This is a genomic window from Actinoplanes sp. NPDC051861 (assembly GCF_040681145.1).
In the GTDB taxonomy this organism is placed as follows: Bacteria; Actinomycetota; Actinomycetes; order Mycobacteriales; family Micromonosporaceae; genus Actinoplanes.
This window is the reverse complement of the sequence record NZ_JBFAYE010000008.1, coordinates 172,707-185,909: the sequence shown is the minus strand read 5'-3', so window position 1 is coordinate 185,909 and position 13,203 is coordinate 172,707. Positions and strand designations below refer to the sequence as shown.

Here is a 13,203-nt window from a genome sequence, read left to right as displayed (position 1 = left end):
GTGTTTGGCTGTCAGATCTTGGCGCCTACCGCGGAGCCGTTTGAGGGGACGAGGTAGTTGGAGGACGGGATGGAGCCGTCGGCGGTGCGCGGGCCGGCGATCGTGGAGGTGCTGGTGCTGAGGAGGGGCCAGGAGCCGCCGATGTTCCAGGAGTTGCCGGTGGCGGTGGACGAGCCGAGAGCCACCGCGGTGGCGTTGCCGAGGGCCAGGTTCGCGGTGAGTTTCGTCTTGGAGCCGCCGTCGACGTCGAAGCCGGTCTTGACGTTTTGGTACGACGTAGACCGATTTATCGTGATCGCTCCCGTGTTGCCGTTGTCGGTGAAGCCGTGGGCGGCGTTCCCCCACGCCATGGAGTTCGAGATGGCGTGCGCGGCGGCCGGACCGGTGCCGCTGCTGCCGCCCAGTTTGAGACCGTTGCCGTCGCCCGAGAAGTTGGGGATGCCCCAGCGGTTGTAGCCGTTGCCGTACGCAATCGTGTTCTGGATCGTGATCGGCGAGGTGAACATCCAGGCGTCGAAGCCGTCGTCGACGTTGTTCCAGAGCCGGGTGCCGCGGACGATGTTGCCGGAGCCGCTGCCCTCCTTGATGCCGAGACCGTCGGCGCTCTCCCCGTTCTTGCGCGGATCGCGGTTGCCGTAGCTGTCGAGGTTGAGGATCTGGTTGTTCGCGGAGGACCCCTGCAACTGGAAGCCGGTCTCGTAGTTGTCGCGGGTGATCAGCCGCTCGAAAGTGTTGTTGTTGCAGCCCGCGCAATAGACGCCGTAGGGGCCGTGGACGATCTCCAGCCCGCTGATCCGCCAGTAGGACGCCTCCATGTGGACGGCTCCGCGCTGCGCACTCGGGATCGTCGACCCGACCGCGCCGGGGGTGTAACCGAGCGCCTCGCCGTCGATCACCACCTTCTCGCCGCCGTAGTTGGTCAGTGTGATCGGGCTGCCGGACGTACCGCTCTTCGTGATCTGGATGTTGGTCGTCAGCGCGTAGGTCCCGCCGCGCACGGCGACGGTCCCGCCGGCCGTGACGAGGCTGATCGCCTTCTGGATCGTGGCGAGCGGTGCGGTGAGGGTGCCGGCGTTGCTGTCGTTGCCGCCGGTCGCGACGTAGAGGGTCGTCGCGGCCGCGCGCGCGGGCGCGTGGATTCCGAGGACAGCCAGAAATGCGGCGACGAAAAGCATTATCCGCCGTGCTCTCATAGGGGATTTCTCCTTGTCGCAGGCGGCCGGTGACGCGGGGCGGTGACGCCACCGGCCGGGTGGCGCGAGGACGACTCGGGGAAGCCGCCGACATGGGGGAATGCGCTTTCCCACGCAACCTACGACGCCCCTCGCGCGATGTCAATCGGCTGCAACAAAGCTGCAAACGGAAAGCATTGACCACCGCCAATATCAAATTTTATGGTCGGGGCCTCACCCCATGTTTCGGGGGAATTTCGGCGGACAATTCCCGGAGGTTCCGCATGAGACCCGTCCGATGGATCACTGCTGCCCTGGCACTGGTTGTGCCAGTCGTTCTGGTGGCTCCGGCGCTCGCCGCGCCGCTCTTCTCCGACAACTTCGACGACGGCAACGCCGACGGCTGGTCGCGCAACGGCGGCACCTGGTCGGTGGTGACCGACGGCTCGCCGGCGTACCGGCAGAGCAGCACCAGCGCCAACGCGCGCGCCCTGGCCGGCAGCACGTCGTGGACCGACTACACGGTCCAGGCGCGGGTCCGGCCGATCGCCTTCGCCACGACCGCCCGGACCGCCGGGATCGCCGCACGCGCCGTCTCCAGCAGCCAGTACTACGCGCTCGTGCTGACCGGCGGCGGGGCGGCGCAGCTGCAGCGGGTCTCGGGCGGGACCGCGACCACCCTCGGCACCGCCGCGGTCGGCGGTGGCACGGGCACCTGGCGGACGCTCGCGCTCGCCGTGCAGGGTTCCACGCTGAGGGGGTACGTGGACGGCACGCAGGTCGTGCAGGCGACCGACGGCACGTTCGCCGCCGGGCGGATCGGGCTGGTCACCGGCTATGCGAGCGCCTCGTACGACGACGTCGCCGTGGACACCGCGTCACCCGGGCCGGGCCCGTCGACGAGCCCCACCACTCCCCCGCCGCCCGGTGACTGCCGGGTCAGCGGGTCGCCGGCCGGCTTCGCCACGGTCAACGCGTGGGGACAGAACGGCACGACCGGCGGCGCGGGTGGCCCGGTGGTCGCTGTGGACACCGCGTCCGAGCTGCTCGCCGCGATCGCGACGGCCGGGCCGCTCACCGTCTGCGTCAGCGGCACGATCACGCTCCCGGCCGGGATGTACGACGTGACCAGCGACAAGTCGATCCTCGGGGTCGGCTCGACGGCCGGGATCACCGGCGGCGGGTTCAACATCGGGCTGGCTGTCTCCGACGTGACGTCGCCGCCGGCCGACGCTGTGCACAACGTGATCATCCAGAACCTGACGTTCCGGGGCGCGAGCGACGACTCGATCAACGTGCAGATGTTCTCGCACCACGTGTGGATCGACCACAACGACCTGGCACAGGGTTACGACGGGCTGATCGACGTCAAGCGCGGGTCCTCGTACGTGACGGTGTCGTGGAACCACACCCATCACCACACCAAGAACATGCTGCTCGGCCACGACGACGGCAACGGCGCCCAGGACACCGGGCGGCTCAAGGTCACGTACCACCACAACTGGTTCGACGCGACGCCGCAGCGCAACCCGCGGGTCCGGTTCGGCGAGCCGGTGCACGTCTACAACAACTACTACTTCTACAACACCGACACCGGCGTGGCCTGCCAGAACACGGCCGGCTGCCTGGTCGAGGGCAACTATTTCGAGGACGTCGAGGAACCGGTCACCAACACGTACGCCGGACCGGCCGGCCGCTGTGTCGCCCGGAACAACGTGTTCGTGGGCGAGTCGGGCGCGCCGGACTGCAGCGGAACCGTGCAGGAGGCGAGCGGCTACTACAGCTACACACTCGACGATCCGAACTCGGTCAAGTCCATCGTCACCGCGGGTGCGGGGGTGTTCTGATGTCACGACGTCATGCGATCTGGGCAGTGCTCAGCGTCGCCGCTCTTCTGATCATGATGGCCACCACGGGTGCGCAGGCCGCGACCCTGCTCACCGACGACTTCGAGGACGGCAACGCGACCGGCTGGACGACCAGCGGCGGCACCTGGGCGCTGGCCTCCGACGGCTCCGGCGTCTACCGCCAGAGCGGGACCAGCAGTGACGCACGCGCGCTGGCCGGCACGGCGACCTGGACCGACTACGCCGTACAGGCGCGGGTCAAGCCGACCGCGTTCAGCGGCAGCAACCGGTTCGCCGCGGTGCTGGCCCGGGTGCAGAGCAGCACCAGCTACTACTACCTGGCGCTGCGGTCCAACAACACGGTCGAGCTCAAGCGCCTCGACAGTGGATCGTCGACCACGCTGGACACCGCCTCGGTGTCCGTGTCGGCCGGGACCTGGTACACGCTGCGCCTGGAGGTCGCCGGGACGGCGCTGCGCGGGTACGTCAACGGCGCGCTGCTGACCGAGGCCGCCGACACGCGGTGGAGCGGCGGGCGGGTCGGCGTCGCCACCTTCTACACCGCGGCGAACTTCGACGACGTGCAGGTGACCACCGAGGTGACCACGCCGCCGTCGTCGTCCGGGCCGCCGACCTCGGAGCCGCCGGCGCAGCCGAACGTGGCCGACGGCTGGGCCGCGGTGAACGCGTGGGGCCAGAACGGCACGTCGGGTGGCGCCGGCGGAGCGACGGTCACGGTCACGAGCGCCTCGGCGTTCCTGTCGGCGATCGCGCAGAGCGGCCCGCTCACCGTCCGGGTGCAGGGCATGCTGACGCTGCCCGGGCCGATGCACGACGTGACGAGCGACAAGACGATCGTCGGCGTGGGCAGCGGCTCCGGGCTGACCGGGGGCGGGCTCAACGTCGGGCTGGCGATCGACGACGACATCACCGCTCCCCCGGCGAACGCCGTGCACAACGTGATCATCCGGAACCTCAACTTCCGCGGCTGGCCGGACGACGCGATCAACGTGCAGATGTTCAGCCACCACGTCTGGATCGACCACAACACATGGACCACCGGGTCGGACGGCGGCGTGGACATCAAGCGCGGGTCCTCGTACGTCACCGTCTCCTACAACCACGCCGACGGCACGGACAAGAACATGCTGCTCGGGCACGACGACGACAACGGCGCTCAGGACATCGGCCGGTTGAAGGTCACGTACCACCACAACTGGTTCGACGGCACCGAGCAGCGCAACCCCCGGGTCCGCTTCGGCGACCAGGTGCACGTCTACAACAACCACTACAACGACACCGGCAACTACGGCGTGGCGTCCACCGAGAACGCCGGCGTGATCGTCGAGGGCAACTCGTTCGAGAACGTCGAGGACCCGTTCCACCTGGGTGAGGGCGACTCCGGGAACGGGCGGCTGGTCGCGCGGAACAACTGCTTCGTCAACTCGGGCACCGGTCAGACCGGCGGCGGCGTGCCCGCGGTGACCTACTCCTACACCGCGCAGCCGTGTGCGCAGGTGAAGGCGACAGTGACCGCGCAGGCCGGGGTGGGGAGGATCTGATGCACGCGCTTCTCTCGATAGTGCTGATGGCGAGCGGTCTGACGGCTGCCGCGCCGACGGCGGCCGACGGGTTCGCCACGGGAACGACGGGTGGGGCGGGTGCGCCGGTCGTCACCGTCAGCACCGCGGCTGACCTGGCTCGATACGCCGGCGCGAATACCCCGTACACAATCATGGTTTTGGGAAGAATTTCCGCTAGTGGAATGATCACGGTGGTCGCGAACAAGAGCATCCTCGGGGTGGGTTCGAACGCTGAGATCACCGGTGGCGGGCTGCAGCTGGGCACCACCACGCGTCCCGGCAACAACGTGATAATCCGGAACATCCGGTTCACCGACGCGGATGACGACTCGATCAGCGTCACCAACGGTGCGCACCACGTGTGGATCGACCACAACGAGTTCGGGCCCGGATATGACGGATCGCTGGACATCAAGCGCAAGTCCACGCAGGTCACGGTCTCCTGGAACGTCTTCCGCGGCACCGACAAGTCGATGCTGCTGGGGCACTCCGACAACTATCGCGAGGACATCGGATACCTGCGGGTCAGCTACCACCACAACTTCTTCGACGGGTCCAACCAGCGGCATCCACGGGTCCGGTTCGGCGAGCCGGTACACATCTACAACAATTATTATCGAAATGTCGGGCTTTATGGTGTTGCGTCTACTGAGAACGCCGGAGTCGTCGTGGAGGGCAACTACTTCGAGAACGTCGCCCACCCGTGCCACTCGGTCGGCGGATATGCGGAGAGTAATCCAGGGCGTCTGGTGCAGCGGGCGAACGCGTTCGTGAACTCGGGAACGTGCGAGGCGGGCGGCAGCGTGGCCGAACCGTCCGGATATTACGGATATCAGCTTGATCCGGCGTCGTCGGTGCCGTCCCTGGTGACCGCCGGTGCCGGGGTAGGGAGGATCTGATGCGACGGCTTCTCACCGCACTGCTGATCTCCGGCAGCGTGTTCGTGGCCTCGCCGGCGTCCGCGGCCCCGTCCACTCCGGACGGCTTCGCGTCGGTGCCGGCGCTCGGTCTGACCACCACGACCGGCGGCGTCGGCGGCCCGACCGTCACCGTGGACACCACCGACGAGCTGCTCGACGCCATCGACACGGTCGGCTCGATGATCATCCAGGTCTCCGGCACCATCGAGATCACCAGCAAGCAGGGCGTGCGCCCCAACAAGACCATCATCGGGGTGGGTGCGAACCCGACGATCTCCGGCGGCGGCTTGGACTTCTATCGCTCCTACAACGTGATCGTACGGAACCTGACGTTCGTCGATGCCGAGGACGACGCGATCAATGTCGGTCAGCAGTCGCACCACATCTGGATCGACCACAACACGTTCGTCCGGCCCGTGGACGGCTCGATCGACGTCGTCCGCGGCGCTGATTACGTGACGGTCTCGTGGAACCACTTCGCCGGCACCGACAAGAGCATGCTGCTGGGCCACTCCGACGGCGCGTCCTCCACCGACGTCGGGCATCTCAAGGTCAGCATCCACCACAACTGGTTCGACGGGTCCCGGCAGCGGCATCCCCGCGTCCGGTTCGGCGAGCCGGTGCACGTCTACAACAACTGGTTCGACGGCAACCAGCTCTACGGCGTCGCGTCAACGATGAACGCCGGCGTGGTCGTCGAGGGGAACGCGTTCACCGGTGTCCCCTACCCGTGCTTCTCGACCAGCGGGTACGCGGACAGCGGCCCGGGACGGCTGGTGCAGCGGAACAATCAGTTCACCTCGTCCGGGCCGTGCGAGGCGGGTGGCAGCGTGGCCTCGCCGTCCGCATATTACGGGTATCAGCTTGATCCGGCCGCGAATGTCCCGGCGCTGGTGCAGGCCGGTGCGGGCGCCGGAAAGATCTAGGGAGCGCTGAGGAACTCCTCGATCCGGCTGGGCCAAGTTCGGATATTTCTGATATCTGATGATACGTGGAGATGGGCGTCCGGCAGCAGCTCCGCCAGGAGCCGGGCGCTCGCCACCGGATGAACCGGATCGGTCTCCCAGGCCAGGATCAGTACCGGGTGTGAGATCGCCTTGAGGTCGGCGTCGCCCGGCAGGTCGCTGAGGGCGGCGCCGCGCATCACCGACGGCAGCAGCGTCTCCGGCACGTCCGCGTCGAAGACCCACGTCGAGACGTCGGCGAAGATCGGCGGCTTCGGCATGCTGCGGAGCACGTTCAGCCAGAGCTTCTTGCCGCGCTGCTCGACGACGTCTGCCGCTGCCCGGTAGTTCTCGGTCGCCGCGGCTCGGCCCTCGCGCACCGTCGGCGGGATCATCAGGACCAGCCGGCGGAACCGCGACGGCCGCCGCACCGCCGCCCAGAGCAGACTGGAGGTTCCCATCGACGACCCGGCCCAGTCGACCGGATCGGGCCCGGCGACCCTGTCCGCCACTGCCAGCAGGTCGTCGCCGAGTGCCGGCCAGGCGTAGGACTCCGGCTCCGGCGAACCGGTGGACGAGCCGTGCCCCCGCTGGTCGTAACGCACGATGCGGCGGGTGCGGGACAGGGACGACCAGTCGAGGACCCCGATGGAGTCCTCGACTGCCGTACTGAAGAAGACGCCGTGCGCGTAACCGAGCAACGGCCCCTCGCCGAACTCGTGACAGCGGAGGGTGGCGCCGGGCCGGGAAACTTGTGTCACGGCCCGACGCTAACCCGTCAGCTCAGGCGCACGGTCAGCTGGGAGGCACCCGGCTGCACGCCGACCACGGTCCCGGTCGGGTACCGCAGGGTGTGATCACGTTCGGTCGAGATGATGACCAGGCCGATCCGGTGACCGGCCGCGAACACGTGGTCGGTGGTCTGCAGGTTCCACCGGAACGTGTACGCCTTACCCGCCTTGATCGGGGCCGTCACCGACGGCGAGAACCGGTTCCGCACGTCGATCCAGCCCCGCGTGACGATCTCGTACGGCGTCGTCGCGGTCACGTACTCCCGCTGGTTGAAGCAGCCCGGGTCACCCTCGATGCCCGGACCGATGCAGTCCTGCGTCGTCAGTGTCCGGGTGCCGACCCACCGTTCGGCCGCGCCGTAGTCGACCAGCAGCGCCGTCAGGTAGGGCGAGTCGCCGGTGAGATCGGCGCGTACCGTGACCTCGGGTGTCCCGGACAGCCGGGTCTCCTTCGCCAGAGGCCCGGTCAGGTACGCCAGCCGGTTCGGGTCCACCACGGTCTCGTTGGACGCCAGGTCCTCGGCCGTCCGGGCCGTGTTGTCCACGAATGTCTGCCGTCCGGGCGAGGGCCACCCGCCGAGGGTCCCGTCACCCAGCCGCAGGTCCCGCGCCTTGCCGGCGAGCGGCCACGACCTCGAGGTCTGCCACTGGTACGGCGCGGTCTCGACGTCGGCGATCGGGTCCTTCATGATCCCGGTGTCGATCTTGTAGAGCCAGTAGTCGAACCACCGGTTCAGCGTGGTCAGCCACTCGGCACGCCGGATGTTGAACGGGTCCGTGTGCGCGGCCTGGTGCAGCCAGATCTTGCGCGGCACGTGGTTCTTGCCGAGAGCGTCCCACCACTGGCCGGCGTGCTGCGTACGAACGTTGAAGTCGTGCAGCCCGTGCACCAGCAGCACACTGGCCCGCACCTTGTCCGCGTCGCGCAGGTAGTCACGCTCGGCCCAGAAGCGGCTGTAGTCACCGGTCTCCCGGTCCTGGTCGTGTTCCAGCGCGGCCATCACATCGGCGCAGACCTCCGGGTTCGCCCGGGTCAGCACCGCCTTGGCCAGCACGTCGGTGTCCTCACCCTGGAAGCCGCCGGGCGCGACGACACCACCGTTGGCGCGGTAGTAGTCGTACCAGCTGGAGATCGCCGCGATCGGCACGATGGTCTCCAGGCCACGGACACCGGTGGCGGCGACTGCGTTGGGCAGCGTGCCGTTGTACGACACACCGATCATGCCGGTGCGCCCGGTCGACCAGCCCGCCCGCACCGGAGCACCAGATTCGTCGAACGCCTTGGCCCGGCCGTTGAGCCAGTCCACCACGGCCTTCATCCCGAGGGTCTCGTTGCGCCCGCCCGACGTCGGGCAGCCCTCCGAGCCGCCACTGCCGAGGCTGTCGGCGAAGACCACCGCGTAGCCGCGCGGCACGAAGTAGTTGTCCAGGTAGCCGGCGAACGTGATGGTGTCCGCCCGGTTGGCGCCGACCGCCGACCGCAGCGCGCTGGAGCCGTCGCGGTCGATGTCGTCGTGGTTGGGAACGTCGTTGAGCCCGGCGTAATACGGGCTCGGCTGGAAGATGACCGGGATCTTCTTGTCGGTGGCCGGCCGGATGATGCGCACGGCGACCTTGTCGGGCGCGCCGTCGGAGTCACTGTCGACCGACGACTGGACCCAGACCTGCTCCCGGATGGCGGAAGCGTAGTCGTAGATCGGCTGGGTGCCCTCGGAACGCTGGGGTGGGGCGGCTGTGGCCGCCGTGGCCGCGGTGGCGGCGACGAGGGCGGAGAGGGTGGCGGCGAGCAGACGTACGCCGCAACGGACGAGTCGCATCGGGACACACTATCGCCGCACGTCGATCGTTTGGGGGCACCGGCCGATCATCCGGTGCATCGACGCCCGCGATCGTCTAGGTTCAGCGGTGTTCCGAAGTGGACAGGGGGAAATCGTAGATGAGCAAGCCATCCCGGCTGCGACTGATCGCAGCCGCCGCTACGGCCACGGTGCTCGCACTGTCGTCGGCGACCGCGGCCAACGCCGGCGGTCACCACGGTGACAAGTGCGGCAAACAGGCCAACGACAGCTATGCCGAGCTCCTCAAGTGCGTCACCCTCGACGGCGTCGTGGATCACCTCGAGGTGCTCCAGCGGATCGCCGACAAGAACGACGACGAGTTCTACCCCGGCTCGCGCGCCGCGGGCACCGAGGGCTACAAGAACAGCGTCCGGTACGTGTCCAGCCTGCTCCGCAAGGCCGGCTACAGGGTCACCCTGGACCCGTTCGAGTTCAATTTCGTCTTCCCGGCGCTGCTGCAGCAGCTCACCCCGGTCAGCGCGTCGTACGCGACGGGCGCCTTCACCAACAGCCCGTCCGGTGACGTGACCGGCCCGGTCACCCCGGTCGACATCAACGTGACCGGCGACCGCGCCTCCACCAGTGGCTGCACCGCCGACGACTTCACCGGCCTGGACCTGAGCGGGCCGAACGACATCGCGCTGATCCAGCGCGGCGGCACCCTGCCGGACGGCACGGCGTGCTCGTTCGTCATCAAGGCGCAGAACGCCGAGAACGCCGGTGCCGAGGCCGTCGTGATCTTCAACCAGGGCAACGACCCGACCCGCGAGGGCCTGATCGTCGGCACGCTCGGTGAGAACCCGCCGGTCACCATCCCGGTCGTGGGCGCCAGCTTCGCCGACGGCGTCGCGCTCTCCGCGGCCGGCTCGACCGCCCGCGTGCGGGTGCTCCCGTCCGAGGTGCGCACCGACGTCAACGTCATCGCCGAACTGCCCGGCAAGAACAGGAACAACGTCGTGATGGCGGGCGCGCACCTGGACAGCGTGGGTGACGGCGCCGGCATCAACGACAACGGCTCCGGCTCGGCCGCGATCCTGGAGACCGCCCTGCAGATGGCGAAGATCAAGCCGCAGAACACCGTGCGGTTCGCCTGGTGGGGTGCCGAGGAGGAGGGCCTGATCGGCTCCGCCGCCTACGTCGCCGAGCTCAGTCAGGCTGAGAAGGACAAGATCGCGCTGTACCTGAACTACGACATGGTCGGCTCGCCGAACTACATCTTCCAGGTGTACGACGCCGACGAGTCGTCGTTCCCCGCGCCGGTCGTCGTGCCGCCGGGCTCGACGGCGATCGAGGACCTGTACGAGTCGTACTACACGTGGAAGAACGAGCCGTACGACGACGCCGAGTTCTCCGGCCGCAGCGACTACCAGGCGTTCATCGAGGCGGGCATCCCGTCGGGTGGCCTCTTCACCGGCGCCGAGGTGGTCAAGACCGAGGAGCAGGCGGCGATCTGGGGTGGAACCGCGGGTGCCTCCTTCGACCCGTGCTACCACCAGGCCTGCGACGACATCGACAACCTGGACCTGCACGCGCTCGAGGTCAACAGCGACCTGATCGCGTTCGCCCAGCTCACCTTCGCCTACTCGACCGAGTCGGTGAACGGCGTGCCGGGCAAGAAGGTCCCCGGCAAGCCGGTCAAGCTGCCGGCACCGGCCGGGCCGCAGGGCACGTTCGGCACCGACGGTGGCGACGGCCCGCACCACCCGGAGGACTGACGAACGGTTGAACGGCCGGGCCGCGGGGCAACCCGCGGCCCGCCGCACCGGTTGACCCGGTGTGAAACGCCTCCTCGCGACCGGACTGCTCCTGCTGCTCGCCACGGCTGTCGCCGCCGGAACGCTGGCCCGCACGCGTCATTCCGAGAGCCCGGTGTGGATGCCGGCCGGCGTACCGGTCGCGCGATACCACTTCGACGGCGCCGCTCTCAACGACAGGTCTGGTCTCGTTGACAGTTCCGGCAAAAACCACACCCTGACCCCGGTCCTGGGACACGGCGCGACGTTGAGACGCGTGGCGCACGGCACCGGCCAGGCTGTGCGTTTCCCGCCACGCTGCCGGCGCTCGCCCTGCCCGCGCCTGGTGCTGCGTGCCCCGAGCACACCTTTTCTCAACCCGGGCAACCGCGCGTTCCGCTACGGCGCGACGGTCCGCCTTGCCCCGAATCGCACGAGCAAGGGCCAGAACGTCCTGCAGAAGGGCTTCTCGACCGAGGGCAGCCAGTACAAGCTCCAGATCGACGGCCGTTCCGGCCACCCCAGCTGCGTACTCGTCGCCGGTCCCGCCATCCACCTGGCCATCGCCCGGGTCACGGTCGCCGACGGTCGCTGGCACACCCTCGAGTGCCGCCGGGACCGCACCACGCTGACGGTTCTCATCGACAACGCCGTCCAGGGCTCCACGACCGTTCCGGCCACGCTGACGATCACCAACGACCGGCCGCTCAGCATCGGCGGCAAGAGCGCCTTCGGCAACAACGACCAGTTCCACGGCGACCTGGACGACGTCTGGATCAGCCTTTACGGCTGACCGTTCTCCCATTCCCGCCGGGCCGCGGCCGCGTCCTTCAACGCGTGCAGCAACGGGAGCGCCTTCTCGGCCGCGTCGCGGCCCGCCTGCTCGAACTCGGGAATGCGGGAGAGCTCCCAGAACGCGTATTCGTCGACCTCCGGGCACAGCACCAGATCGGCGTCACGGGCGAGGGTGTCGGTGCCACCCGGCTGCAACGTGCTCACCGCGACCATGATGTGCAGCAACGTCGTCGGCGGCCGGCGCGGCAGCGGCCCCGACACGTCGACGGCCACCACGATGTCGGCACCCATCTCCCGCGCCAGCCGGGCCGGCACCATCGTCACCAGACCCCCGTCGACCAGCAGATGCCCGTCCCGGTCCACCGGCGGAAACACACCCGGGATCGCCGCGCTCGCCAGAACCGCGCTGCCGACCGACCCCTCCCTCATCACCACCTCACTCCCGGTGGTCAGATCACAGGCCACGGCCGCGAACGGCCGCTCCAGCTGATCGAACGTCACCCCACCCACGGCCTGATCCAGAAACGCCGCCAACTTGGCCGTCTCGAACAGCGCCTTCCGCGTCCGCGCCGGCCGGATGAGCCGCGCCCACCGCAGAGCCTGCGCCAACTTCGAGATCTCCGAGGGCGTCCGCCCCGCCGCATAGAGCGCACCGACCAGCGCACCGGCACTGGTCCCGGTGACGATCGCGGGCTCCAGCCCGGCCCGATCCAGCACCTCGAGAACCCCGACGTGCGCGGCACCCCGCACCGCCCCACCACCGAGAGCCAGCCCGATCTTGATGTCACTCACCCCTACCACCCTGCGTTCTACCGGGAGGCGTGGCAAGGTCCCATCCGGGCAGCGGTGCGCAATGTCTCCTCGTCACGGATGAGGAATCCCCGGTACACCGTGTCGATCACGTCGGCCTCGCGAAGCTCGCGGAGCGCCTTGTGCATGGTGATGTCCGCGGCGCCGCAGAGGGTCGCCAACTCCGACTGGGTCAGATGAATGTCGACGACGACGCCGTCGGGGGTGCGCTGCCCGTACCAGGCGCCAAGTTCGAGGAGGGCTCGCGCCACCCGGACCCGCAGCGGGTAGGACGCGAAGTCGACCCGGTGCCGGTTGGCCGCACGGAGCCGGTCGGCCACCATGCCCGCGACCGCGATCGCGGCATTCGGGTGCTTGCGCAGAAACGAGCGGAAACTCTGGCTGCCGATCAACCGGACCGTTGCCGGCCGGCACGTGGTGACGGACGCCGAACGCGGCATCTCGTTGAGGGCTGACATCTCGCCGACGATGTCCCCGGAGACGCGAATGCCCATCAGCGCCTGCCGGCCCCGTGGCAGCAGCGCGGTGACTTTGACCAGCGCGTCCTCGAGCAGGATGACGTGGGTCTCGAACAGTCCCTCGTGAATCAGGACGTGGCCGGCCTCGTAACGGCGACGCACACCGGCACCGAGCAGGTCGGCGCGCGCCGCGGCATCGAGGCGGCCAAGGATGGTTCGAGCCGCCCAGGTCGCCACGATCTGCATTCTTACGAACACCCAGCGCGACGCGCGACTCGATGCCAATAGCTGACAATCTATCTTTAGATGCAT

The 13,203-nt window shown here is 68.6% G+C and carries 11 protein-coding genes; 6 read left to right on the top strand and 5 right to left on the bottom strand.

The features are described 5' to 3' along the window. Positions 1 to 11: 11 nt before the first annotated feature. Complete coding sequence (locus tag AB0M02_RS22895; protein WP_364229774.1) at positions 12 to 1,193, bottom strand: right-handed parallel beta-helix repeat-containing protein; 1,182 nt, start codon at positions 1,191 to 1,193, stop codon at positions 12 to 14. A 305-nt stretch (positions 1,194 to 1,498) separates the two neighbouring features. Here AB0M02_RS22895 and AB0M02_RS22890 point away from each other — a divergent pair, with 305 nt between their 5' ends. The 4 genes from AB0M02_RS22890 to AB0M02_RS22875 are packed head-to-tail and all read left to right on the top strand — an operon-like array spanning position 1,499 to position 6,448. Next, complete coding sequence (locus AB0M02_RS22890; RefSeq protein ID WP_364229772.1) at positions 1,499 to 3,019, top strand: family 16 glycoside hydrolase; 1,521 nt, start codon at positions 1,499 to 1,501, stop codon at positions 3,017 to 3,019. Further along, positions 3,019 to 4,581, top strand: a complete 1,563-nt coding sequence (locus AB0M02_RS22885; protein WP_364229770.1) for a family 16 glycoside hydrolase — start codon at positions 3,019 to 3,021, stop codon at positions 4,579 to 4,581. The genes AB0M02_RS22890 and AB0M02_RS22885 overlap by 1 nt, the downstream gene beginning before the upstream one ends. Next, positions 4,581 to 5,501 carry a pectate lyase gene (locus tag AB0M02_RS22880; protein WP_364229768.1) on the top strand — a complete coding sequence of 307 codons (921 nt, stop codon included), beginning with the start codon at positions 4,581 to 4,583 and terminating at the stop codon, positions 5,499 to 5,501. Before AB0M02_RS22885 ends, AB0M02_RS22880 begins: the two co-directional genes overlap by 1 nt. Next, positions 5,501 to 6,448: a pectate lyase gene (locus AB0M02_RS22875; RefSeq protein ID WP_364229767.1), complete on the top strand. Its 948-nt coding sequence runs from the start codon at positions 5,501 to 5,503 to the stop codon at positions 6,446 to 6,448. The genes AB0M02_RS22880 and AB0M02_RS22875 overlap by 1 nt, the downstream gene beginning before the upstream one ends. Here the strand turns inward: AB0M02_RS22875 and AB0M02_RS22870 are convergent. Both AB0M02_RS22870 and AB0M02_RS22865 read right to left on the bottom strand, forming a co-directional pair. Further along, positions 6,445 to 7,227: an alpha/beta hydrolase gene (locus AB0M02_RS22870; protein ID WP_364229765.1), complete on the bottom strand. Its 783-nt coding sequence runs from the start codon at positions 7,225 to 7,227 to the stop codon at positions 6,445 to 6,447. The two genes, AB0M02_RS22875 and AB0M02_RS22870, sit on opposite strands and share 4 nt — an antisense overlap. A 17-nt stretch (positions 7,228 to 7,244) precedes the next feature. Then, positions 7,245 to 9,074, bottom strand: coding sequence for a Xaa-Pro dipeptidyl-peptidase (locus AB0M02_RS22865; RefSeq protein WP_364229763.1), 1,830 nt, complete (start codon positions 9,072 to 9,074; stop codon positions 7,245 to 7,247). Positions 9,075 to 9,193: 119 nt separating this feature from the next. Between AB0M02_RS22865 and AB0M02_RS22860 the strand changes: the two genes are divergently transcribed. Both AB0M02_RS22860 and AB0M02_RS22855 read left to right on the top strand, forming a co-directional pair. Then, entirely contained in the window at positions 9,194 to 10,810 is a 1,617-nt protein-coding gene (locus tag AB0M02_RS22860; RefSeq protein ID WP_364229762.1) for a M28 family metallopeptidase, read from the top strand. Between the two features lie 61 nt (positions 10,811 to 10,871). Beyond that, the gene (locus AB0M02_RS22855) at positions 10,872 to 11,621 is read left to right on the top strand and encodes a LamG-like jellyroll fold domain-containing protein (RefSeq protein WP_364229760.1); all 750 of its coding nucleotides are present in this window, start codon (positions 10,872 to 10,874) and stop codon (positions 11,619 to 11,621) included. Here AB0M02_RS22855 and AB0M02_RS22850 read toward each other — a convergent pair. After that, positions 11,612 to 12,415, bottom strand: coding sequence for a patatin-like phospholipase family protein (locus tag AB0M02_RS22850; RefSeq protein WP_364229759.1), 804 nt, complete (start codon positions 12,413 to 12,415; stop codon positions 11,612 to 11,614). The two genes, AB0M02_RS22855 and AB0M02_RS22850, sit on opposite strands and share 10 nt — an antisense overlap. A 17-nt stretch (positions 12,416 to 12,432) precedes the next feature. After that, entirely contained in the window at positions 12,433 to 13,137 is a 705-nt protein-coding gene (locus AB0M02_RS22845; protein WP_364229758.1) for a Crp/Fnr family transcriptional regulator, read from the bottom strand. Positions 13,138 to 13,203: the final 66 nt, after the last annotated feature.

Bases quoted from the DNA above. Each gene is read 5' to 3' on its own strand.
- AB0M02_RS22895 (WP_364229774.1), bottom strand. From the start codon at position 1,193: ATGAGAGCACGGCGGATAATGCTTTTCGTCGCCGCATTTCTGGCTGTC.
- AB0M02_RS22885 (WP_364229770.1), top strand. From the start codon at position 3,019: ATGTCACGACGTCATGCGATCTGGGCAGTGCTCAGCGTCGCCGCTCTT.
- AB0M02_RS22880 (WP_364229768.1), top strand. From the start codon at position 4,581: ATGCACGCGCTTCTCTCGATAGTGCTGATGGCGAGCGGTCTGACGGCT.
- AB0M02_RS22875 (WP_364229767.1), top strand. From the start codon at position 5,501: ATGCGACGGCTTCTCACCGCACTGCTGATCTCCGGCAGCGTGTTCGTG.
- AB0M02_RS22865 (WP_364229763.1), bottom strand. From the start codon at position 9,074: ATGCGACTCGTCCGTTGCGGCGTACGTCTGCTCGCCGCCACCCTCTCC.
- AB0M02_RS22860 (WP_364229762.1), top strand. From the start codon at position 9,194: ATGAGCAAGCCATCCCGGCTGCGACTGATCGCAGCCGCCGCTACGGCC.
- AB0M02_RS22845 (WP_364229758.1), bottom strand. From the start codon at position 13,137: ATGCAGATCGTGGCGACCTGGGCGGCTCGAACCATCCTTGGCCGCCTC.